Source organism: Microbacterium sp. R1 (genome assembly GCF_015159725.1).
Classification (GTDB): domain Bacteria; phylum Actinomycetota; class Actinomycetes; order Actinomycetales; family Microbacteriaceae; genus Microbacterium; species Microbacterium oxydans.
The window spans coordinates 1-19,685 of the sequence record NZ_JADDUD010000001.1 but is presented as its reverse complement, the minus strand read 5'-3'; the positions used below and the strand labels follow the sequence as shown (position 1 = coordinate 19,685).

Genomic DNA, 19,685 nt, shown 5'->3' with positions numbered 1-19,685 from the left:
CGCGTTCGACGCATCCGCCCACACGTCTTCGAGGCACTCCACGGCCTCGAGGAGGGGGCTCAGATGTGGGTTCGTCATGCCCTCAGTTTAGAACATATCTTCGATGTATTGGAGGGGTGTGGATAAGTCGATGCGCCGCCGTGCCGTAGTCTCATCGCCATGTCCGCCACCTCGCCGTCGCCGAAGTCCCGCAGCACGAAGCGCGACGCCGACCGCTGGTTCCGCGAGCAGGGGCTTCCGACCTTCGTGCCGTTGCGGCGCTGGTTCACCGACCTCCCCCGTCGCGTCGCCCCCCTCATCGCCTGGGTCGCGGTGGCCGCCTACCTCTTCCAGGACGGGATCGAGGTCGTGTTCGACTTCGCCCTCGACGACGACTCGATCGGGTGGGAGCTCCTTATCGTCCCCCTCGCCCTCACGATCTTCCTGCTGGCGGTGGGCCTCGCCTGGGCCGCCTACTTCCTCGTCCGAGCCCTGCTGCGGCGTCTCCCTGCGGGGATCGGCACGGCGGTCGCCCTCGTCCTGATCGCCGTCAGCCTCGCCTTCACGATCGTCTACGACTACAGCACCCACCCGAATTCAACCGTGGGGCCGGTCCTCCGCACGGCGCTCGTGCTCGCCCTCTGCATCCTGGTGACCGGCATGGGCGGCGGTGCCATGATCTCCTGGGCCTCGCGCCTGGCGGTGCGCAATGCGTCGGCGATCGGGCACATGGCGTCGATCGCGCTGCCCGTGATCCTCATGCTGGTGGTTTTCTCGTTCTTCTCTGCCGAGGTCTGGCAGATGGCCTCCGCGCTGTCATGGGGATCGATCGCCCTCGTCGGCCTCGTCGTCGCGGTGCTCGCCGGCATCGTCGTGCTGCGCGTCAGCGCGTCGGAGATCGATGACCACGCGCACGCGCCGACCGCGGAGCAGCGAGCCGCCCTGCTCGTCGGCACCCCGGCGGAGGGGCGTCCCGCACCCGGGCGGCCGGGGCGCCTGCACGCTCCGCAGCGCATCAACATCCTGCTCGCGATGACCGTCGCGCAACTCGTGCAGGCGCTGTTCTTCGCCGGGCTCCTCGCGGCGCTGCTGATCGTGATCGGAGGCATCGCGATCCCCCAGGGCGTCGTCGGCATCTGGCTCGGTCCCGGCAGCGCCGCCCAGCCGCTCGCGGTGCAGCCCCTGGAGTTCTTCGGGGCGAAGCTGCCGCTCACCGTCAACCTGCTCAAGGCCGCCACTCTGCTCGCCGTGATCGCCGCCCTCCCCTTCGTGTTCTCCGCTGTGAGCGAGGCACGCTACCGGGAGCGGTTCTTCGACCCGATCATGGCCGACATGCGGCGAGCGATCCTCGTGCGCGAGGCCGTCAGCACGACACCGGCGCGCCGCTCCTCGTAACTGTTCGGCCGCAGCGCGCCCGCACGACGTCCAGCAGGGATGTCAGCTGCGGAGATTCTCGGCGGGGCGCAGACGCGCGGCGCGGATGGAGGCCAATCCACCTCCTCCGGCACCGACGATCAGGCCGACGGCAATGGCGATGGGAAGCAGCAGGATATCGAACACGGGCGCCCATCGTTGGCTCACTGTGACGACGAGGATTGCCGCCATGCCGAGCACGAGACCTGCGGCCCCTCCGACGACACCGACGATTGCGGATTCGAGGGTGATGAGTTCCCCGATCTGTCGGTCTCGGGCTCCGAGCGCTTTGCGCATGCCGATCTCACCCCGGCGTGCGTTGACAGCGAGGAGCGTGGCGTTCATGAGTGCGGCGATCGCGACGATCAGCGCGAGCAGCGTGAACGCGGTGAGGGTGGCCTGCACCCCTTGTTCGACCTGTCCTCTCAACTGTGCAGAATCGGTCGGCGCAGCGACGACGATCCGGTCCGGCTCGTACGGGTTCAGCGCCGAAGGCAACTGCTTGGCGACCTGCTGCGCTGCGCCGGAGGACGTCACGACCAACATCGTCACGTCGACGGCCCCTTTCGCCGTGATGTCGTCGCGGGGTCCGACGACCACTTCACCGCGGAGCAGGGGGAGGCGCGAGGACGTGGTGATGATGCCGGCGACGACATAGGTGATGCCATCAACTGAGATCGTGGGGGCGCCGTCGATGCTGCTGAGTTGCATGTCCTTCGCGAGAAGATCTCCGACGTAGGCCTCACCGGCAGCCAGAGGTCCCTCATGCCACGGTGCCTCGTCGACGGTGAGACGCGCAGCGCCGGCGATGTCTCCGATGGCGACGTGCGGCCGGATCTGGCGTGCCTCCGCGAACGTCGAGACCGTGCTGACATTGAGATCGCTGACGACCGCGGCTGCATCCACTCCGCTGAGTCGCTCGATCGCCTGCGGAACCTCCTCGGGCGGAAGCGAGTGCTTGGCTCCCGTCGACCACGTCGCCGAGACCTCGCGGTTCAGGTGAGCATCGAACGTGGCGGACACCTGGGCCCGTGCCGATGCCGAAAGCCCGAGGGTGGTGATCGTCAATGCCACGGCAATGGCGACGGCGAGCCCCTGTCCGATCGATTGGTACTTTCTCGACATCACCGACGCCCAGGCGTCGCGCAGTATGTCGGCGAATCGGATGCGCCCGGTGAGCTGCGCCTGCTCGTCGTCGCCCGGAACAGGGAAGGGCCCCTCGTCGACTGCAGAAGCCAGCGGCCTATCCCCGGACTCTTTCGGTGCCGGATCCGCTCCGGTGCCGGGCTGTCGCTCGTCGGACACGATCGCCCCGTCGGCGATGTGGACCACACGACGCGCCCGCGCCGCGACCTCAGCCGAATGGGTGACGACGACGACCGTCGCGCCGCCGCGATTGATGCGTTCGAGCTCGTCCAGAACACGAGCGGCGTTGACCGAGTCGAGGTTTCCGGTCGGCTCGTCGGCAAGGATCAGTTTCGCGTCCCCGGCGATCGCCCGGGCGATCGCGATGCGTTGACGCTGCCCGCCCGACAGCGTCGAGGTGCTCTGGAACGCACGTTCCGCGAGCCCGACAGAGTCGATGGCGCGGAGGACAGTCTCACGCCGCTCGACACGCGGCACGCCCCGGTAGAGCAGGTTCAGCTCGACGCTGTCGACGGCTGGTCTGGCCTCGAGAAGATGGAAGGCCTGGAACACGAATCCGATCGTCCGTGCCCGCACGCTCGCCGCACGGCGGCCGTCGCCGGCACGAGCCTCCTCTCCGTCCAGAACATAGCTACCCGCCGTCGGGTCGTCGAGGAGCCCCAGAATGTTCATCAGTGTCGTCTTGCCACCGCCCGATGGCCCAACGATCGCAACGAACTCCCCCTGGTCGATCTCCAGGTCGATACCGCGCAGTGCATCGACATCGGGCCGACCTGCCGACGAGTACGTCCGACGCACTCCCCGTAACTGAATCAGCGTCACGTCAACCGACTCGAACCAGGTCGCCGGCCTTCAGGGCACCTTCGTCGAGCGGCTCGACGGCGACCTCGCCCTGCAGTGTGCCCAGGACCGTGACCGGCACCTCGAAGAGCGTTCCGTCCGCCTGCTGCTTTGTCAGAACATTCTTGTCAGGCCCTCGGTCCGAGACTGCGAGAACCGGGACGATCAACGCGTCCTCGGCCACGATCTGCTTGACCACCGTCACCCGCGCCCGCCCCGCCGACTCTGGCAGTGCTGTTTTCGGTATCACGGCGAAGGTGACCTCGGGCGCTGCCTGTTCCGCGTCCCCATTCGAGCCCGTTCCCTCTGGGTCTTCGGCCGAGCCGGAGGGGCGGATGTCCCCCACGGTGCCCTCGACCTCAGTGCCACCGATCGAGATCACAGCCGCGTCGCCTGCGACCACATCCCCGAGATCGGTGACGGGAACCGTGATCGTGACCACCAGATCCGCCGACCCGAGGATGAAGTCCGGCACGCCCTCCGCCGCCAGACGCTGTCCGACCTGAACGCCCTGCACGACCTGAGCGGACGCCGAAGGCATCGCCAGAATTTCGGCGACAGGAACATACCCCTCAGCAGTCGGCACCTTCGCGCTCGTCTCCGCCGACTTCTCGCCCTCTCCCGGGCTCGTCTTTTCTGCCGCGGCACTGCGAGTGGGGGCTTCATAGCCGCTGTCCTGATACCAGCGCTTCACCGCCGTGGCCGTCTCGCTTCCGAATCGCCCATCAGCGTTGAGCTGGTACGACCGCGCCACCAGTGCGGCCTGTAATGCTTCGACATCCGGTCCACGATCCCCGACGCCCATGTCGCGATAGAAGGAGAAAGCCGATTGCACACCGAAGAGAGGGCGCCCATTGACCTCGGTGAGAACCTGCCCCGAAGAAGCGGTTGCACCCGTCGCCAATGGGCGTCCGGTGACGACGGTGAGCGACGCATCCGCGACCGGAAGCACCGTCACCGGAGTCTGCGTCGACGGCCCCGCCTGCCCAGTGAAGCCAACCTCTCCGGCCAGCGAACCCTGCGTAACTTCCGCGAAGACCGGCCCGGGGGCGGGCGCCTTGGCATTAGCCTCCTGCTGCGCCGAAGACTGGAACTGCGCAGCAAACCAGAATCCCGCCCCAATCAGCGCCACGATCAGCACCACAGCGATCACGGCCATCCAACGGGACCGTCTCGCCGTCTCCGGCACACCTACTTCATCCATCGGACTCTCATCACTCACTGATCGGCCAAGGCTCATTACCGAGCCAACTCTCGCGCCGCCTCTCTAGGGCGCGGCTGGCGCGTTCTCCGCCACGATCGTCAACAGCTTCTTCTTCCGTTCGATCGCGTCCGCACGGATCCGATCGAGCTTGTCCCTGTTCTCCGCGACGAGCTTCTCCTGCTCCTCCCAATTCCGCTCATACCAGAGCGAGGCCCACCCACTCGACTCCTGGCACTCCGCATCAGCAACAGCCGCAGCAAGCTCCTCCGCCGAAGGCGCGGACGACGACCCGGTCACCGCACCCCACACCTCTGCCACCTCATAAGGAGCTCCTTCCCAAGGTTGCTCCTGAGTCACCGCGTAATCCACCCGTGGGGTCAGACACTCCCGCCAGGCCTTCACCGCCTTGACCACATCCGGATCCTGCTCCACGATGTCCCAAGCCTGGGCGGATAGCTCAGCGTTGTAGTTCAGCCCGTCGGCGGTGGATGCGAAGTCCTTGTCTTTCGCGCGGATCTTGTCAGTGCAGGCCACGAGCGCGTCATCCAGTTCCTGATTCGGAAAGTACGAATCCACTGTCTCTGTGTATGTAAACCACAGCTCAGCGCTCTCCGGATCATCCAGCCGCGCGAAATGGTAACCCCACTTCTTTGCCAGTTCCAGATTGAACAGCCGCAGACCTACCCGGTTGAAGTCTTCCGCACGGGGGAAGTCGGTATCCTGCCACGGCACCGGCCACTCATACCCCTGCGCACCCAGACAATCCGAGATCAACAACTGCTCCGCATAGTTGTCCAGGTCCGGGGAATACACGACGAACTCATCAAGAGGCATCTTCCAAGCCGCTTGATTCCTCACCCCCGCATCCGTCTCACTGTCGGACGCGGTACACCCCACCAGACCCCCGGCAACCGTGACCGCAAGGACGGTCGCCATGACCAGGCGGCCACCTACGCGCGGAGACGTCACCGGCATAGAGCCGAACCAACGCTACTGAGGGTGCCGCTGAAGTATCCCGACTCGATCTCGTCGTTGTAGCTACCCACATTGCCGAAGCCCTGCCCCCGGAGGATAAGGAGGCCCTTCCCTCCTGTCTGGTTCTGTCCTTTGTAGAGGTAGGAGTTCTGGGAGCGCCCGCTGTTGAAGGTGGAGGAGATGACGTTGCCGTAGGACCTCCAGCCGATGGCCATGACATCCACGCAGTTCGCGAACTTGTGCGTGGATGGCTGCTGCCATGCGTCGTTGGTGTAGTTGTAACCCGAGTAACTGCACGTGTACCCGGATGGGCAATCACTCGGCGCGGCTGCGGCAGGGCCCGCCAAGGCGAGAACTCCCACCCCGGACAGGACGAGTGCGATCAGCGCGCTGGCCGCTCTTGTGCGCCAGGTTGCGCGACGCGCGTGTTCCAAAGACATGAGATCCTCCGATGCACCCGCCAACTAAAATAATACGTTCTACACAGTAGACATGATCTTTGCGCGCGTCTGTAGGCCGTTCGGGGGACAAGAGCGACACCCGCACTCTGCCTCTCGTAACTGTTCGGTCGCAGCGCGCCCGAACAGCGCCCCTCCTGCTAGCGTCGGCGATGCGCACCCGAAGCGCAGAAGAAGAGAGACCGCCCGCCGATGACAGCCGTGCGAATCAGGGATGCCGAGACTGCCGATCTCGAGACGATCACCGCGATCCACAACCATACCGTGCTGCACACCACCGCGATCTGGAACGAAGAGGCTGTCGACCTCGCCGACCGCACCGCCTGGCTCGCCGATCGCACCGTCCGTGGCTTTCCGGTCATCGTGGCCGTCGACGACACCGGGGTGCTGGGCTATGCCTCCTACGCGCAGTGGCGCCCGCACAGCGGATACCGTCACACGGTCGAGCACTCGGTGTACGTGCGGGACGGCCAGCATGGTCGGGGCATCGGCACCACGCTGATGACGGCCCTCCTCGAGCGTGCCAGGGTGGCCGGGATGCACGTGATGATCGCGGGGGTCGAGAGCGGCAACGCGGCCTCCATCGCCCTGCACGAGCGACTGGGCTTCGTCGAGGTCGGGCGCATGCCGCAGGTCGGCGCGAAGTTCGGACGCTGGCTCGATCTGAGCATGCTGCAACTCATGCTCGACGATCGCGCCGAACCCGGCACCGAACCCCGCACCGAACCCCGCACCGGATCCTGACGATGGACCTGCTGCAGTGGTTCGTCGAAGCCTTCAACTCGCAGTGGATCCTGCCGGGCGGGCAGACCCTCCTCGTGCGTGAGGTCGTGGGCAACACGTTCGGCCTCGCGAGCGCCCTCGGCGGGATGCGCCGCAAGGTGTGGGCGTGGCCGGTCGGCATCATCGGCAACCTGCTGCTTCTCACGGTCTTCCTGGGCTCAGCGCTGAGCCCCGACCCGTCGCTGCCGCACCTGCTCGGGCAGGCCGGTCGGCAGATCATGTTCATCGCCGTGGCCATCTACGGCTGGATCCGCTGGCGGAATCTCGACGGCGGGCGAGTGGTTCCCCGCTGGGCCCCGACGAGCGCACGCATCGGCATGGTGCTCGTGATGATCGTCGGCACGGTCGCCCTGACCCCGCTGTTCCGTCTGCTCGGATCGTGGGAGCCGGTGTGGGCCGATGCCTGGACGTTCGTCGGATCCTTGCTCGCGACCTACGGCATGGCCAAGGGCTGGACCGAGTTCTGGCTGATCTGGATCGCCGTCGACGTGGTCGGCGTGCCGCTGCTGTTCAGCTCCGGCTACTACGCAACCGGCTTCATGTACGTCTTCTACGGCGTCTTCACCGCGGTCGGCTTCGTGATCTGGTGGCGGGCACAGCGCACCGCCGCGCATCCGATCGAGATCCTGCCGCCCGACCCGAGCCCACGACGTCCGGAGGAGGAAGAGCTCGCCTGAGCTCCGCCCTCCCCCGGCCCTTCCGCCTCGCTGTCGCCCCTCCTCGAAACGAGGCAGTCCTCAGGCCCGGCTCTTCCCCTTCACGGTCAGCGCCATGACATCGGCCGCACGCGCCGTGAGCCGTTCGAGCGGACCCTTGCCGACCGTGCGCGTCCAGACGAGTGCGCCGGCCATCATCAGCAGCGACAACGCGATCCAGGGAAGCACCGGGTTCGGGAGCCAGGTCGCCGCACCCGCCAGGATGAGTATCGCCTGGATGACGTAGCCGGTGAGGGGCACAGCACCATAGGCGGCCAGTGGTGCCACCGCCCACCTCGCGTAGCGGGTGACGATCAGGCACAGCCCGAGGATCGCCACCGCGAATCCGCCGGATGCGAGGATCTCGAGCACCCCGCCGGAGTGGGCGGAGAAGTTGGTGACGGCCTCGAGCATCTTCGCCGGCGGGTCCTGCAACGCCACCCGGTCGAAGTACGACTGGCCGTCGACGTCGCCACCGCCGTCGCCACCGAACAGCGAGGCCTTCTCGGGCGCGAAGCAGGCGACGATGCCGTCGCTCGTCTGGCAGGTCAGCCCGGAGATGTCGACCTCGTCACCCGGGACCATGCTCATCGAGCCCGGAACTGAACCCGAACTCGAGCCGGAGGCGGAGCTCGACGTCGTGACATCCTGCTGCGGCGGCGTGAGCAGCCCACCCAGCGTGTATCCGCCGATCGCCACCAGCCCACCGCAGACGAGCATGACCACCGCCGTCTTCACGCGGGTCAGATCGAGGCGGCCGATCACGAGGCCTGCGCAGAGCAGCGCCGCCCAGACCGTGATCGGGTACGTGCCGAACAGCACCAGCGACAGCCCAGGGCCACCCAGATCCGGCGAGAGCGTGCCGATCAGAGCGAGCAGCGGAGGACCGAGGATGCCGAGCGCCGCCCCCGCGATCACCAGCACCCTGGTGCGCAGGTGCACCGTGAACGCCGCCAGGATGTACAGCACCCCGTACAGCGTGAGGATCACGGCGATCCCGGAGCCCAGCAGCTCGACCAGCAGCCCGATCACGAAGATCGCCGCTCCTCGACCGACCAGGCGCAACCGGATCTTCCGCAGCTCGTCCGCAGTCGCGTTCTGCGCACCGCCGGTCATCAGCGCGAGAGATACCCCCGCCAGCAGGGCGAACAGGATCGAGGAGCGCCCGTTGACGATGTCCAGCCACGTCGACGGATCCGAGAGAGTGAAGTCGGGACCGCTCGCGACCATCAGGTGCGCGCCGAACATCCCGACCAGCGCGAGTCCGCGCGCGACATCCACGCCGACGATACGGCGCCTACCCGTGGAGGTGGCTCCTCCGCGTCGCGGACGGTCGCCGGAGTCTGCGACCGAAGCGTCCTCCGTCGGCGCAGGGAATGACGGGATGTTGTGGGGCGTGCTCAAAGGAGACCTCTCGAGGATTCAGCAGAGACCTCAAGCTCAACACGAACGCCCGAGGGCACACATCCACCCTCAGTACCGCTTCTATCCGTCGAGCGGATGAAGTCGACGCGTGCGGATCCTGGCGGGTGTCAGTGCCGCACGCGGGCCAGGAACTCCGCCGTGGCCGGCTGCTGCGGGGCGTCGAACACCTGCGAGGGCGGACCCTGCTCGACGACCACGCCGTGCTCGAGGAACACGATGCGGTCGGCCACCTCGCGGGCGAACGACATCTCGTGGGTGGCCATCACGATCGTGGCGCCCCGGACCTTCAGCTCGCGCACGAGGTCGAGCACCTCGCCGACCAGCTGCGGGTCGAGCGCGCTGGTGATCTCGTCGAGTAGCAGCACCTCGGGCTGCGTGAGGATCGCCCGCACGATCGCGACGCGCTGCTGCTGACCGCCGGAGAGCCGGTCGGGGTACTCGTCGGCCTTGGCGCCGAGCCCGAGCGTCTCGAGCAGCGCGCGCGCCTTCGCCCGCGCCTCGGCCTTGCGCATCCCGTGCACGCGGACCGCGGCGAGCGTGACGTTGTCGAGCACGGTGAGATGCGGGAACAGGTTGAAGTGCTGGAACACGACCCCGATCCGCCCCCGTACGGCGTCGGCATCCACCCGCGGGTCGGTGATGTCCTCGCCGGAGAGGAAGATCTGCCCGTCGTCGATCCCCTCGATGAGGTTCATCGTCTTGAGCAGCGTCGACTTGCCCGAACCCGATGCGCCTATCAGCACGACCACCTCGTGCGTGCCGACCGAGAGGTCGATGCCGCGCAGCACGTCGTGGTCGCCGAAGCGCTTGCGCACGCCCTTGGCTTCGATCACCGGCACGCTCATACGACTCCTCCGGCCTGCTCGCGCTTGTTCAGACGTGCCGTGACGACGTCGGTCAGGCGGATCATCGGCCAGCTGAGCACGATGAACATCAGCCCGGCGACGACGTAGGGGGTGAAGTTGTAGGTCTCGGCGACCATCAGCTGCGCGGCCCTGACGGCATCGACCGCACCGAGGACGGAGATCAGACCCACGTCCTTCTGCATCGACACGAAGTCGTTCATGAGTGCGGGCACGACCTTGCGGACGCCCTGCGGGATCACGACGATCCGCAGCGTCTGCCCGTGCGTGAGTCCGAGCGAGCGCGCGGCGATGCGCTGCGAGGGGTGCACCGCCTCCATGCCGGCCCTGAGCACCTCGGCGACGTACGCGGAGTAGGTGAGGACCAGCGCGATCGTGCCCCAGAACATCGCGGGCATGCGCGGGAAGATCCCGAGCGCGGGGATGCCGAAGCCCACCAGGTACAGCACGATCAGCAGCGGGATGCCGCGGAAGAAGTCGGTGTACGCCGCAGCGAGCGCACGCAGCGGGAAGAACACGGGGCCACGCAAAGAGCGCAGGGTGGCCAGGAGCGTGCCGAGGATCGCGACGCAGACCACGGCGATGACGAGTACGAGCAGGTTGACGAGCAGCCCCTGGAAGATCGGACCGATGCTCTCGAGCGCCACCTGGGGGTCGAAGAACGTCTGGCTGACGATCGCCCAACCGGGGGTGTTGACGACGACGACGATCAGCACCACGGCGAGCGCGAGGCTGCTGCCGAAGGCGATCAGGACCGAGCGCGTGGTGGCCCGGCGCCGCAGAGCGCGGCGTGACAGCTCGAGCTCGCTCGGCTGCCACTGCGCGTCGACGGACGTCGAGGTCATTTGAGGACGGGGACGTCGACCGCGTCGCTGAGCCACTTCTGCTGCAGCTCGTCGAGCGTGCCGTCTTCGCGCAGGGCGTCGACCGCCTTGGTGACGTCGGCCGTGAGGGCGGAGCCCTTGGGCAGCACGATGCCGAAGTCGTCTCCGCCGTTCGCGTCGGCGAACTGTCCGGTGACCACGCCGTCGTCGAGCTGAGCGCCGACGACGTAGAAGGCACCGGGGAGGTCGGTGATCATGGCGTCGATCTGACCGCCCTTGAGCGCGAGCACGACGTCGTCGACCGAGTTGAAGACGCTGAGGTTGCCTTCGCCGAGCTGAGCCTTCGCGACCGTGTAGCTCGTGGTGCCGCTGGCGACGCCGACCTTGGTGGCCTTGAGCTCGTCGATGGTGGTCGCGGATGCGGCGGGCGAATCGCCCACCGCCACGACGGCCTGGGTGGTCGTGTAGTACGGCGACGAGAAGTCGACGGCCTTCTTGCGGTCGTCGGTGATGGAGAACTGCTGCAGATTGATGTCCCAGTCCTTGGGACCGGGAGCGATGGCGCCGTCGAAGGTGGTGCGCACCCAGACGATGTCGTCGGCCGCGTACCCGAGCTGCTCGGCGACCGCGTTCGCGACCGCGCCCTCGAAGCCCTCGCCGTTGGAGGGGTCGTCGTCGACGAACCACGGCTCGTAGTTGGGCTCGCCGGTGGCGATCGTGAGCTTGCCCTCGGTCACGGTCGAGAGGCCCGACCCGTCACCGCTGCCGGAGTCGGAGGACGGCGAGGTGCACGCGGAGAGAGTGAGCGCGATGGCGGCGGCCGCAGCGGTGACGGCGGCTGCGCGGCGGAGGGAGAGGGCGAAGGGCACGATGACTCCAGGGCGAAGAAGGGTAGGGAGGAGAGCGCGGGGCAGGGCGGGTCCGCCAGGTGTCGAGGCGGGTCTGCCTCTACAGAGTAGGCGATGCGGCGAGTCGCCAATCGGCGAAGTCGAAACCTGGCGACACGAAGCACGACACCAGCACCTCGTCGGCATCGAGCGGCCGCGCGGCCTGCCAGACGCCGGCGGGCACGAGCACCTGCGCCGCGTCGTCGGGTCCGAGCACCACCGGGGTCGCCACCCCCGGCTCCGCGCCGTCGCCACCGAGACTCAGTTCGAGCCGCCCCGGGCCGTGCCACAGCCACAGCTCGTCGCTGGTCACGACGTGCCACTCACTCCGTTCCGACGGCAGCAGCAGGTAGTGGATGCAGGTGGCCGCCGGGCGCTGACCGTTCGGCGTCTCGACGGGAAGCGGGCTCGTCCAGGTGCGACGGAACCAGCCGCCCTCGGGGTGCGGGGCGAGGTCGAGCCGTTCGGCGGTCGCGGGGCGCTGTGTCATGCGGGTGCTCCGGTTTCGGGGAAGGAGTCGACGGCGTAGCGGACCTCGCCGGAGATGATGGTGGCGGCCGTGCGGCCCGCCCCGTGCTCGACGAGTTCGACCACGGCATCGGGGCCTGACGGGACGTCGAAGAACGTGAGGTCGGCGAGTGCCCCCACCGCGAGGTACCCGGTGCGGTCGGGACCGACGTCGATGCCCATGGCGTGCGCCCCTCCGAGGGTGGCCGCACCCAGCAGGCGGGCGTGCAGGTCGCGGTCGGTGTACCCCTGCGAGCGGGCGATGCGCGCGAGCTCGGCCACATCGGCCAGCACATCGAGCGAGGGGCTCGACGACAACGAGTCGGTGCCGACGGCGATCGGGCTGCCCTCGCGCAGGTACGCGGCGATCGGGGGTTCCTCGAGCCCGATGACGGCGTTCGATCGCGGGCACAGCGCCACGGTGGTGCGGCGCTCCCGGAGGATGGCACGGTCCCTGGCGCTCATGTACACCCCGTGCGCGATGTGGCAGTCCGGTCCGAGCACGCCGAGCTGATCGACGAACTCGGTGGCGCTGGTGCCGAATCCGGCCTTGCGCAGCTCCTGGAAGCTCGCGAGCCCTGCCGTGTGCCAGGCCTGCGGGTGCTCGTGCGCGAACTCGCTCTCGAAAGCAGCCTCGCCGAGGTGGATGTGGATGCGTCCGCCGCGCTCGCGCACGATGTCGGGGATCTCCAGCAGCGGCTCGATGTCGAGCGAGTAGGGAGCGTGGGGTGAGAGGCCCGTCCCCGGCGGCGTCGGCAGCGCGTCGAGCGCCTGCTCCACCTGCTCGCGCCCGGTGCGAGCCCAGTCGGCGTTGGTCCAGCTCATCACCTCCCAGTAGGTGATGCCGTGCAGGCGGGCGTCGTGCAATGCGGTCGCTGCCGCCCTGTCCGTCACGACATCCGCAACGGCCGTCGTGCCGAAACGCAGTGCCTGTGCGGCACCGTCGGCCGCGTCCACCGCCCAGTCGCGCCCACCTTCGTAGACCGGATCGAACGCGCGCACCCAGTCGTCGAAGCCGTCGTACTGCCCGCGCCCGACCGAGGCCATGCCCGTGTACTGCAGGTGGGTGTGCGCGTTCACGAGACCGGGGGTGAGCACGCCGTGCCAGTGCACCTCCTCCGCCTCGATCCCGCGTTCCGAGAGCGACCGCAGCACCCACTCGCGTTCGCCCACGTGCATGATCCGTCCGTCGCGCACGGCGACCGCACCGTCGACGATCGGCGGGGCGGTGATCGGCGCGACGAGCCCCGCGGAGTAGACGGTCACGGCGGTCATGCGGACTCTCCTCGGAAACGCGGCGAGCGCCATTCGCGCAGCGCGTCGATCTGGGCGGCGCTGCGCTGGTCGATGCGCTCTCCGCGCAGGGCGAGAGCGGCCGTGCCGATGGCGGTGTCGGCCTCGGCGGGAAGGGCATGCACTCCGACGGGCAGCGCGAGCGAGAGCAGGTGCTCGACGGCGTACAACTGCACGGCGAACGACAGATCCATGATCTCGATCGGGTTGCCCTCGCCGGCTGCGAGGTTCACGCATCCGGCTCTCGCGATCACGAGCGCGCCGTCTCCCACACGCTCGACGAACGGCGATCTCTGCCCGTCCGCTCCCGCGTACGACTGCAGCGTCGACACATCGAGGTCGACCTCGTGCGGAACACCGCCGGCGACCGCGACGATCGCCGCCGTGCGCAGCACCTCGGCATCGACCGTGTGCGGCGCACCGGTGGCCGAGACGACGAGCGCTCCGGGGGCGAGGGCGTGCAGACGCCCGATGCGGTAGCCGTCGTGCGCGGCGCGAAGTGCGCGCACCGGGTCGGTCTCGGTGACGCCGACCTGCACGCCCAGCGCCCGCAGGTGGGCGGCGACGCCCTCTCCTACGGGCCCGTAGCCCACGACCACGGCCGGCTGGTCGCGAAGGTCGATGCCGGCGTCGTCCAGGGCGTCGGCGATCGCGAACACGCAGGACTGCCCGGTGCCGTAGCGGTTGTCGAAGGAGGTCTTGGTGAGGGCGTCGTTCACCGCGATGACCGGGATCTCGAGCACTCCTTCGCGCTCCATGAGCCGCAGGGGCGTGAGTCCGCTCGTGGTCTCCTCGGCCGCGCCGCGCAGCCCGGCCGCGATCCCCTCCTCGTGCGCGAGACGGATCAGGTGGGAGCCGTCGTCGAGCAGCAGGTCGAAGCCGCGGCGCAGGAAGGCCACGGCGGCGGCGCGCTCCGCAGCTGCCGACAGGGCCGGGTCACCGTCGACGGGGATTCCGCGGGATCGCAGCACCTGGGCGACCTCGACGTCGATCTCATCCGGGTGGGCGTAGACGGCGACCGTCGCTCCGGCATCCCGCAGCAGCAGGGCGAGCTGGGCGGTCTTCGGCTCCAGCACCATCGCGATGCCGATCCGCACACCCTTCACCGTGCCGGCCTCGCGCAGGCGTCGCGCGCGATCGGTGGCGACGGGCATGTGACGTCCGGCCGCATCGACACGGTCGTGAGCCGTCTCACGCGCTGGGAGAGCCTTGCCGTCGAGCAGGATCTCGGGCGTCGCACCCGGTGCGAGGACGACTCCGTGGCCGACCGTGCCGGTGCTTCCGAGATGCGCACCGAACGCGGGCAGCAGTCGACGCAGCTCGTCGGCCACGGCATCCGTTCCCACGACGGAGAAGTCGCGACCGGCCACGAGCAGGTTGGTCTCGCGGGCGAAGCGCCGCACCAGACGCTGGGCTGTCGCGGTCTCGTCGGTCACCAGTCAAGGGTAGAGCCCGCCGGGTGTGCCGACTGCCAGAGCGGAGGCTGTCGCGCCCGAATGTGTCGGCGCGTGTCGGCGACCCTGGATTCCCCGGCGCGGTTCGCCTTTCATGGAGCCCATGACCCGTCAGATCCGCTTCAACGCCTTCGACATGAACTGCGTCGCCCACCAGTCGTCCGGCCTGTGGCGGCACCCCGACGACCGCTCCCGGCAGTACAACACCATCTCGTACTGGACGGATCTGGCGAAGCTGCTGGAGAGCGCGACCTTCGACGGCATCTTCATCGCCGACGTGCTCGGCACCTACGACGTGTACGGCGGCACGAACGAGGCCGCCATCCGCAACGGCGCCCAGGTGCCGGTGAACGACCCGATCCTCCTGGTCAGCGCGATGGCCGCGGTGACCGAGAACCTCGGCTTCGGCATCACGGCCGGCACCGCGTTCGAGCATCCCTACCCGTTCGCTCGACGACTCAGCACACTCGACCACCTCACGCAGGGCCGCGTCGGCTGGAACGTCGTGACCGGTTACCTGCCCAGCGCCGCACGGAACATGGGCCAGGAGGACCAGCTCGCCCACGACGACCGCTACGACCACGCGGACGAGTACGTCGAGGTGCTCTACAAGCTCTGGGAGGGCTCGTGGGAGGACGACGCGGTGGTGGAGGACCGCGAGCGCGGCATCTTCACCGACCCCGGCAAGGTGCACCCGATCGGGCATGAGGGGAAGCACTTCAGCGTTCCCGGCATCCACATCTCCGAGCCATCGCCGCAGCGCACACCGGTGATCTACCAGGCCGGCGCGAGTCCCCGCGGAGTGAAGTTCGCGGCCGAGAACGCCGAGGCGATCTTCGTCGCCGCCCCCTCGAAAGAGGTGCTCGCCGGCACTGTCAAGCGCATCCGCGACGCGCTCGAGGCCGCAGGTCGCGACCGGTACGACGCCCGCATCTACACGCTGCTCACCGTGATCACCGCAGCGACGAGCGAAGAGGCGACCGCGAAGCACGCCGAGTACCTCTCCTACGCCAGCCCGGAGGGCGCACTCACCTTCATGTCGGGGTGGATGGGCGTCGACCTGTCCCAGTACGCCGAGGACGAGCCGGTCGGGAACGTCGAGTCGAACGCGATCCAGTCGGTGCTGCAGCACCTCAAGGAAGAGGCCGACCTCGGTCGCGAGTGGACGGTCGGCGACTTCGGGCGTCACAACGCGATCGGCGGCCTCGGCCCCACGATCGTCGGCTCGGGCGAGGAGATCGCCGACGAGCTGCAGTCGTGGGTGGAGGAGACCGACATCGACGGCTTCAACCTCGCCTATGCGGTCACGCCCGGCACGTGGCAGGACATCATCGAGCATGTGATCCCGGTGCTGCGCGCGCGTGGCGCCTACCCCGAGGAGTATGCGCCCGGCACACTCCGCAACAAGCTCCACGGCCGCGGCGACCGCGTGCAGGACACGCACCGCGCCGCGAAGTACCGCGTCGGCTCCTTCGCGAAGGCGTAGCCCTCTCGCCTTCGAATCGCGCAAACGGGTGCTGCGGACGCCGTTTCCCACCATTTGCGCGATTCGAAGGTCCCCTACACGAAGACCCGGGGAGCCAGGGTCGACAGCAGAGCGAGCTTCTCATAGCTCTCCGACCCCGGGATCGCGGTGTAGACGAGAAGGAACTGCGACTGCTCGGGATCGACGAGGCTCTGACACGTCAGCTCGAGCGGCCCGAGGCTGGGATGCACGAAGCGCTTCGTCTCGCGGGGCCGGAGGCCGACCTCATGACGCTCCCAGATCTCGCGGAACTCCGCGCTGTGCTCCTGCAGCGCGTCGGCCATGCGGGCAGCGCGCGATGAGGGGCCCCGCCGGGCGATGACCTCCCGCAGACCAGACACCCACAGCCGCGACAGGAACTCGTGCTCGGCGGGGTCGTACAGGTCCCGCGTGGACGGCTCGCGGAACCAGCGATAACCGAGGCTCCGCTCCATGCCGGTGAGGTGTGCCGTGTCGCCGGTGAGCGCTACACCGAGGGGCGTCTGCCGCAGGGTCTCTCCGAGTTCGCTCACGATCTCGGCCGGAGTGTCCTGCAGCCGGTCGAGGATCCGCAGCATCCCCGGCCCGATGTGGTCGCTGATCCCCCCTCGTGCCGGCGGTTGATGTCCAGCGAGGCGGAACAGGTGGTCGCGCTCGTCGATCGTGAGGTGCAGCCCCTGGGCGATCGCGGCGAGCATCTGCTCCGAGGGCAGCGGCCCGTCACCCCGTTCGAGTCGCGCGTAGTAGTCGGCCGACATGTGGCTGAGCGCGGCCACTTCCTCGCGACGGAGCCCCTCGGTGCGCCGTCGCGCCCCCCGCGCCAAACCCACGTCCTCCGGTTGCAGACTGTCTCGCCGCAGTCGCAGGAACCCCGCGAGCGCCGTCCTGTCGATGACCATCCGGGCCTCCTCCCGACGCCCCGATCCTCGCATCCGTCCGTGCCGGTATCCACTGCATGGGGAGTCCTGGTTGCGGCGACGCCCAGCACGCACACTGGAGGAAGACCCGAAGGAGCACATCATGAGCCCGCGCATCCCCGACATCCGCATCCCCTCTCTCGCCGGCCGCCGTGCGATGGTGACGGGAGGGAGCGACGGCATCGGCCTGCACATCGCCACGCGTCTCGCCCGTGCCGGAGCCGAGATCGTGCTCCCCGTGCGCAATCCGCGGAAGGGGGATGCCGCCGCCGCGACCATCAGGGACGCCGCGGCGGGTGCGCAGGTGCAGACCGCGCCGCTCGACCTCTCATCGCTCGACTCCGTGGCGGAGTTCGGCGAGGCGATGCGGAGGGACGGCAGCCCCGTGCATCTGCTCATCAACAACGCCGGGGTGATGTCGCCGCCTGACCGGCAGACCACGGCCGACGGGTTCGAGGTGCAGTACGGGACGAATCATCTCGGGCACTTCGCCCTGGTCGCACACCTTCTTCCCGTGCTCAGCGCGGGGCAGGCGCGCGTGACCTCCCAGGTGAGCGTGGCCGCGGCCCGCGGAACGATCGACTGGCAGGATCCGAACGGGGAGCAGTCGTACGACGGGATGCGGTCTTACCGGCAGTCGAAGATCGCGCTCGGGTTGTTCGGCCTCGAACTCGACCGGCGCAGCCAGGCGCTCGGATGGGGCATCACGTCGAACCTGTCCCACCCCGGAGTCGCCCCCACGAGCCTGCTCGCCGCCCGTCCGGAACTCGGTCGCGCCGACGACACCGTCGAGGTGAGGGTGATCCGGTGGGCGTCCCAGCGCGGGCTGATCGTCGGCACGGCCGAGAGCGCCGCGTTGCCCGCCCTGTTCGCGGCAGCGTCGTCGTCCGCTCTGCCCGGCCGCCTGTACGGCCCGCGCGGTCCTGGCCACATGGGCGGCGCTCCGGCCGAGCAGGCCCTGTACCATCCGCTACGGAGCACGGCGGATGCCGCGCGCAGCTGGGACCTCTCGGAGCGGCTGAGCGGCGTGACCTACCCGCGGTGACGTCTGGTCAGTCGTCACCGCGGCTGAAGATCCCTCGCAGCACGAGGAAGACCACCACGGCCACGACCGCGACGATCCCGAGCTTGAAGATGAACGCGAGGACCGAGAACAGCGCGCTCACGATCCACCACGCGATCACGACGGCGAGGATGACGCCGAGGATGGTCCAGAGGTTCTTGGTCATGCCTCCAGCCTACGGAGTCGAAGCTGCAGGAATCTCGTCGAGCGACCGGTACACGGGCAGCCCGAGCTCGTGGGCGATCTCGACGTCCTTGTCGGCGCCGGACGACTCCCCCGGCAGCCGCAGCACCGCGTCGCAGTGCAGGAGCAGTCGGCGGGCGGTCTCGTACATGACGTCGCCCTCGCCGGAGTCGCCCGGCTCGAGGGTGCGCAGGACCGGCAATGCGACCCACTCCCCGATCATCGGCACGTGGCCGAGGCGGAAGATCGGACCGGACGCCTCCTCCAGGCGCGCGAGATTGCGAGCGATCAGGGCGGGGTCGCCGTTCGTGCCGGAACGGTAGGGGCCGGCGATCAGGATCAGGAGTGGCTTCATCATGGAGATGACTGTAGTCTGAATCATGCATAAACGTGCAACTTCGTGAGGAAACGTATGCTCGCTGCTCAGCGCAAGGACCACCTGCTCGACGTGCTCACCCGCGAGGGACGGGTCGTGGCGAAGGCTGCGGCCGATGAACTCGGAGTATCGGAAGACGCCATCCGTCGCGACCTCCGCGAGCTCGCCGACGAGGGAAGGCTCCAGCGCGTGTATGGCGGCGCGCTGCCCATCGCCGCGGCCGATCGCCCGGTGCGCGAGCGCCACGATCTGGCGACCCAGAGCAAGGAGCGGGTCGCCCGCCAGGCGGTCACGACCATCCTCCCCGGATCGACGATCGTGCTGGATGCCGGCACCACCACGCTCGCGATGGCGCGACTGCTTCCCTCCGGCACCGACATCACGGTCATCACCCCGAGTCCTGCCGTCGCCCTGGCCGTCGCCGAGCACTCGGATGCGCGCGTGATCATGATCGGCGGCGAGCTCGCCCGACACTCTCTCGTCGCCGGCGGAGGACTCGCGATGGAGGCGATCCAGCACCTCGCTGCCGACGTGTTCTTCGTCGGCGTCACGGGCGTCGACCCCCGACACGGTCTCACGACGGGCGAACTCGACGATGCCGTCACCAAGCGGGCGATCGCCTCCCGATGCGCCGCGACCATCGTGCTGGCCAGCGACGAGAAGATCGGCGCCGCCTCGCGCTACCCGGTACTGCCGTTCGAGGCGATCGCCGCGGTCATCACCGACCCCCTCGACGAGAATCCGCTGATCCCCGAGGTCCTGGCGCAGATCCCGGCGCGGACGTGAGCGACGACCCCTGCACCTGCGCGGTGTCACCGTGCGCGCGCACCTCGTCGATGATCCGCGAAACGGCGGGGATGCCGTAGCCGCCCGAACGCAGGGCGGCGGCGATCCGC

General features: G+C 68.5%; 20 protein-coding genes. 6 read left to right on the top strand and 14 right to left on the bottom strand.

Going from position 1 to position 19,685, the window contains the following annotated elements; genetic code table 11:
• The first annotated feature begins 159 nt into the window (after positions 1 to 159).
• On the top strand, positions 160 to 1,374 hold the full coding sequence (locus tag ILP86_RS00100; protein WP_046748576.1) for a hypothetical protein: 1,215 nt from the start codon (positions 160 to 162) through the stop codon (positions 1,372 to 1,374).
• Between the two features lie 42 nt (positions 1,375 to 1,416).
• On the opposite strand, the gene ILP86_RS00095 is transcribed toward ILP86_RS00100, so the two are convergent.
• From ILP86_RS00095 to ILP86_RS00080, 4 genes are all read right to left on the bottom strand, one after another.
• Positions 1,417 to 3,360, bottom strand: a complete 1,944-nt coding sequence (locus ILP86_RS00095) for an ATP-binding cassette domain-containing protein (protein ID WP_193761103.1) — start codon at positions 3,358 to 3,360, stop codon at positions 1,417 to 1,419.
• Position 3,361: 1 nt separating this feature from the next.
• The gene (locus tag ILP86_RS00090; RefSeq protein ID WP_193761102.1) at positions 3,362 to 4,537 is read right to left on the bottom strand and encodes a peptidoglycan-binding domain-containing protein; all 1,176 of its coding nucleotides are present in this window, start codon (positions 4,535 to 4,537) and stop codon (positions 3,362 to 3,364) included.
• Between the two features lie 108 nt (positions 4,538 to 4,645).
• Positions 4,646 to 5,518 carry a hypothetical protein gene (locus tag ILP86_RS00085; RefSeq protein WP_193761101.1) on the bottom strand — a complete coding sequence of 291 codons (873 nt, stop codon included), beginning with the start codon at positions 5,516 to 5,518 and terminating at the stop codon, positions 4,646 to 4,648.
• 29 nt (positions 5,519 to 5,547) lie between these two features.
• Positions 5,548 to 5,997 carry a peptidase inhibitor family I36 protein gene (locus ILP86_RS00080; protein WP_193761100.1) on the bottom strand — a complete coding sequence of 150 codons (450 nt, stop codon included), beginning with the start codon at positions 5,995 to 5,997 and terminating at the stop codon, positions 5,548 to 5,550.
• A 210-nt stretch (positions 5,998 to 6,207) separates the two neighbouring features.
• On the opposite strand from ILP86_RS00080, the gene ILP86_RS00075 reads away from it, so the two are divergent.
• Together ILP86_RS00075 and pnuC are read left to right on the top strand one after the other, a co-directional pair.
• Positions 6,208 to 6,759: a GNAT family N-acetyltransferase gene (locus ILP86_RS00075; protein ID WP_193761099.1), complete on the top strand. Its 552-nt coding sequence runs from the start codon at positions 6,208 to 6,210 to the stop codon at positions 6,757 to 6,759.
• Positions 6,760 to 6,761: 2 nt separating this feature from the next.
• The gene (pnuC, locus tag ILP86_RS00070; RefSeq protein ID WP_193761098.1) at positions 6,762 to 7,475 is read left to right on the top strand and encodes a nicotinamide riboside transporter PnuC; all 714 of its coding nucleotides are present in this window, start codon (positions 6,762 to 6,764) and stop codon (positions 7,473 to 7,475) included.
• A 60-nt stretch (positions 7,476 to 7,535) separates the two neighbouring features.
• Here the strand turns inward: pnuC and ILP86_RS00065 are convergent, their stop codons facing one another.
• From ILP86_RS00065 to ILP86_RS00035, 7 genes are all read right to left on the bottom strand, one after another.
• A complete protein-coding gene (locus ILP86_RS00065; protein ID WP_193761097.1) occupies positions 7,536 to 8,897 on the bottom strand; it encodes a heparan-alpha-glucosaminide N-acetyltransferase domain-containing protein in 1,362 nt (453 codons plus the stop codon).
• Between the two features lie 128 nt (positions 8,898 to 9,025).
• Positions 9,026 to 9,763: an amino acid ABC transporter ATP-binding protein gene (locus ILP86_RS00060; RefSeq protein WP_193761096.1), complete on the bottom strand. Its 738-nt coding sequence runs from the start codon at positions 9,761 to 9,763 to the stop codon at positions 9,026 to 9,028.
• On the bottom strand, positions 9,760 to 10,626 hold the full coding sequence (locus tag ILP86_RS00055; protein ID WP_061018176.1) for an amino acid ABC transporter permease: 867 nt from the start codon (positions 10,624 to 10,626) through the stop codon (positions 9,760 to 9,762). Before ILP86_RS00055 ends, ILP86_RS00060 begins: the two co-directional genes overlap by 4 nt.
• Positions 10,623 to 11,474: an ABC transporter substrate-binding protein gene (locus tag ILP86_RS00050; RefSeq protein WP_046748567.1), complete on the bottom strand. Its 852-nt coding sequence runs from the start codon at positions 11,472 to 11,474 to the stop codon at positions 10,623 to 10,625. Before ILP86_RS00050 ends, ILP86_RS00055 begins: the two co-directional genes overlap by 4 nt.
• Positions 11,475 to 11,553: 79 nt before the next feature.
• Positions 11,554 to 11,982 (bottom strand): cupin domain-containing protein, encoded by a 429-nt coding sequence (locus ILP86_RS00045; protein ID WP_193761095.1) that lies wholly within the window; start codon positions 11,980 to 11,982, stop codon positions 11,554 to 11,556.
• Positions 11,979 to 13,274 carry an amidohydrolase family protein gene (locus tag ILP86_RS00040; RefSeq protein ID WP_193761094.1) on the bottom strand — a complete coding sequence of 432 codons (1,296 nt, stop codon included), beginning with the start codon at positions 13,272 to 13,274 and terminating at the stop codon, positions 11,979 to 11,981. Before ILP86_RS00040 ends, ILP86_RS00045 begins: the two co-directional genes overlap by 4 nt.
• Entirely contained in the window at positions 13,271 to 14,728 is a 1,458-nt protein-coding gene (locus ILP86_RS00035) for an adenosylhomocysteinase (protein ID WP_193761093.1), read from the bottom strand. Before ILP86_RS00035 ends, ILP86_RS00040 begins: the two co-directional genes overlap by 4 nt.
• Positions 14,729 to 14,849: 121 nt before the next feature.
• Between ILP86_RS00035 and ILP86_RS00030 the strand changes: the two genes are divergently transcribed.
• Positions 14,850 to 16,232: an LLM class flavin-dependent oxidoreductase gene (locus ILP86_RS00030; RefSeq protein ID WP_193761092.1), complete on the top strand. Its 1,383-nt coding sequence runs from the start codon at positions 14,850 to 14,852 to the stop codon at positions 16,230 to 16,232.
• 74 nt (positions 16,233 to 16,306) lie between these two features.
• On the opposite strand, the gene ILP86_RS00025 is transcribed toward ILP86_RS00030, so the two are convergent.
• Entirely contained in the window at positions 16,307 to 17,149 is an 843-nt protein-coding gene (locus ILP86_RS00025) for a helix-turn-helix transcriptional regulator (RefSeq protein ID WP_193761091.1), read from the bottom strand.
• A gap of 121 nt (positions 17,150 to 17,270) precedes the next feature.
• Here ILP86_RS00025 and ILP86_RS00020 point away from each other — a divergent pair, with 121 nt between their 5' ends.
• Positions 17,271 to 18,212, top strand: a complete 942-nt coding sequence (locus ILP86_RS00020; protein ID WP_193761090.1) for an SDR family oxidoreductase — start codon at positions 17,271 to 17,273, stop codon at positions 18,210 to 18,212.
• A gap of 7 nt (positions 18,213 to 18,219) precedes the next feature.
• Here the strand turns inward: ILP86_RS00020 and ILP86_RS00015 are convergent, their stop codons facing one another.
• Together ILP86_RS00015 and ILP86_RS00010 are read right to left on the bottom strand one after the other, a co-directional pair.
• A complete protein-coding gene (locus ILP86_RS00015; RefSeq protein ID WP_193761089.1) occupies positions 18,220 to 18,396 on the bottom strand; it encodes a hypothetical protein in 177 nt (58 codons plus the stop codon).
• Between the two features lie 9 nt (positions 18,397 to 18,405).
• A complete protein-coding gene (locus ILP86_RS00010; protein ID WP_046748559.1) occupies positions 18,406 to 18,771 on the bottom strand; it encodes an NUDIX hydrolase in 366 nt (121 codons plus the stop codon).
• 54 nt (positions 18,772 to 18,825) lie between these two features.
• Here ILP86_RS00010 and ILP86_RS00005 point away from each other — a divergent pair, with 54 nt between their 5' ends.
• Positions 18,826 to 19,575, top strand: a complete 750-nt coding sequence (locus ILP86_RS00005) for a DeoR/GlpR family DNA-binding transcription regulator (RefSeq protein ID WP_046748558.1) — start codon at positions 18,826 to 18,828, stop codon at positions 19,573 to 19,575.
• Positions 19,576 to 19,685: the final 110 nt, after the last annotated feature.

What these genes read in the sequence shown, in the direction of transcription:
- ILP86_RS00025 (WP_193761091.1), bottom strand. Translation starts at nt 17,149, where the DNA reads ATGGTCATCGACAGGACGGCGCTCGCGGGGTTCCTGCGACTGCGGCGA.
- ILP86_RS00005 (WP_046748558.1), top strand. Translation starts at nt 18,826, where the DNA reads ATGCTCGCTGCTCAGCGCAAGGACCACCTGCTCGACGTGCTCACCCGC.
- ILP86_RS00040 (WP_193761094.1), bottom strand. Translation starts at nt 13,274, where the DNA reads ATGACCGCCGTGACCGTCTACTCCGCGGGGCTCGTCGCGCCGATCACC.
- ILP86_RS00020 (WP_193761090.1), top strand. Translation starts at nt 17,271, where the DNA reads ATGAGCCCGCGCATCCCCGACATCCGCATCCCCTCTCTCGCCGGCCGC.
- ILP86_RS00075 (WP_193761099.1), top strand. Translation starts at nt 6,208, where the DNA reads ATGACAGCCGTGCGAATCAGGGATGCCGAGACTGCCGATCTCGAGACG.
- ILP86_RS00085 (WP_193761101.1), bottom strand. Translation starts at nt 5,518, where the DNA reads ATGGCGACCGTCCTTGCGGTCACGGTTGCCGGGGGTCTGGTGGGGTGT.
- pnuC (WP_193761098.1), top strand. Translation starts at nt 6,762, where the DNA reads ATGGACCTGCTGCAGTGGTTCGTCGAAGCCTTCAACTCGCAGTGGATC.
- ILP86_RS00080 (WP_193761100.1), bottom strand. Translation starts at nt 5,997, where the DNA reads ATGTCTTTGGAACACGCGCGTCGCGCAACCTGGCGCACAAGAGCGGCC.
- ILP86_RS00010 (WP_046748559.1), bottom strand. Translation starts at nt 18,771, where the DNA reads ATGATGAAGCCACTCCTGATCCTGATCGCCGGCCCCTACCGTTCCGGC.
- ILP86_RS00045 (WP_193761095.1), bottom strand. Translation starts at nt 11,982, where the DNA reads ATGACACAGCGCCCCGCGACCGCCGAACGGCTCGACCTCGCCCCGCAC.
- ILP86_RS00090 (WP_193761102.1), bottom strand. Translation starts at nt 4,537, where the DNA reads ATGGCCGTGATCGCTGTGGTGCTGATCGTGGCGCTGATTGGGGCGGGA.
- ILP86_RS00030 (WP_193761092.1), top strand. Translation starts at nt 14,850, where the DNA reads ATGACCCGTCAGATCCGCTTCAACGCCTTCGACATGAACTGCGTCGCC.
- ILP86_RS00055 (WP_061018176.1), bottom strand. Translation starts at nt 10,626, where the DNA reads ATGACCTCGACGTCCGTCGACGCGCAGTGGCAGCCGAGCGAGCTCGAG.
- ILP86_RS00060 (WP_193761096.1), bottom strand. Translation starts at nt 9,763, where the DNA reads ATGAGCGTGCCGGTGATCGAAGCCAAGGGCGTGCGCAAGCGCTTCGGC.
- ILP86_RS00015 (WP_193761089.1), bottom strand. Translation starts at nt 18,396, where the DNA reads ATGACCAAGAACCTCTGGACCATCCTCGGCGTCATCCTCGCCGTCGTG.
- ILP86_RS00100 (WP_046748576.1), top strand. Translation starts at nt 160, where the DNA reads ATGTCCGCCACCTCGCCGTCGCCGAAGTCCCGCAGCACGAAGCGCGAC.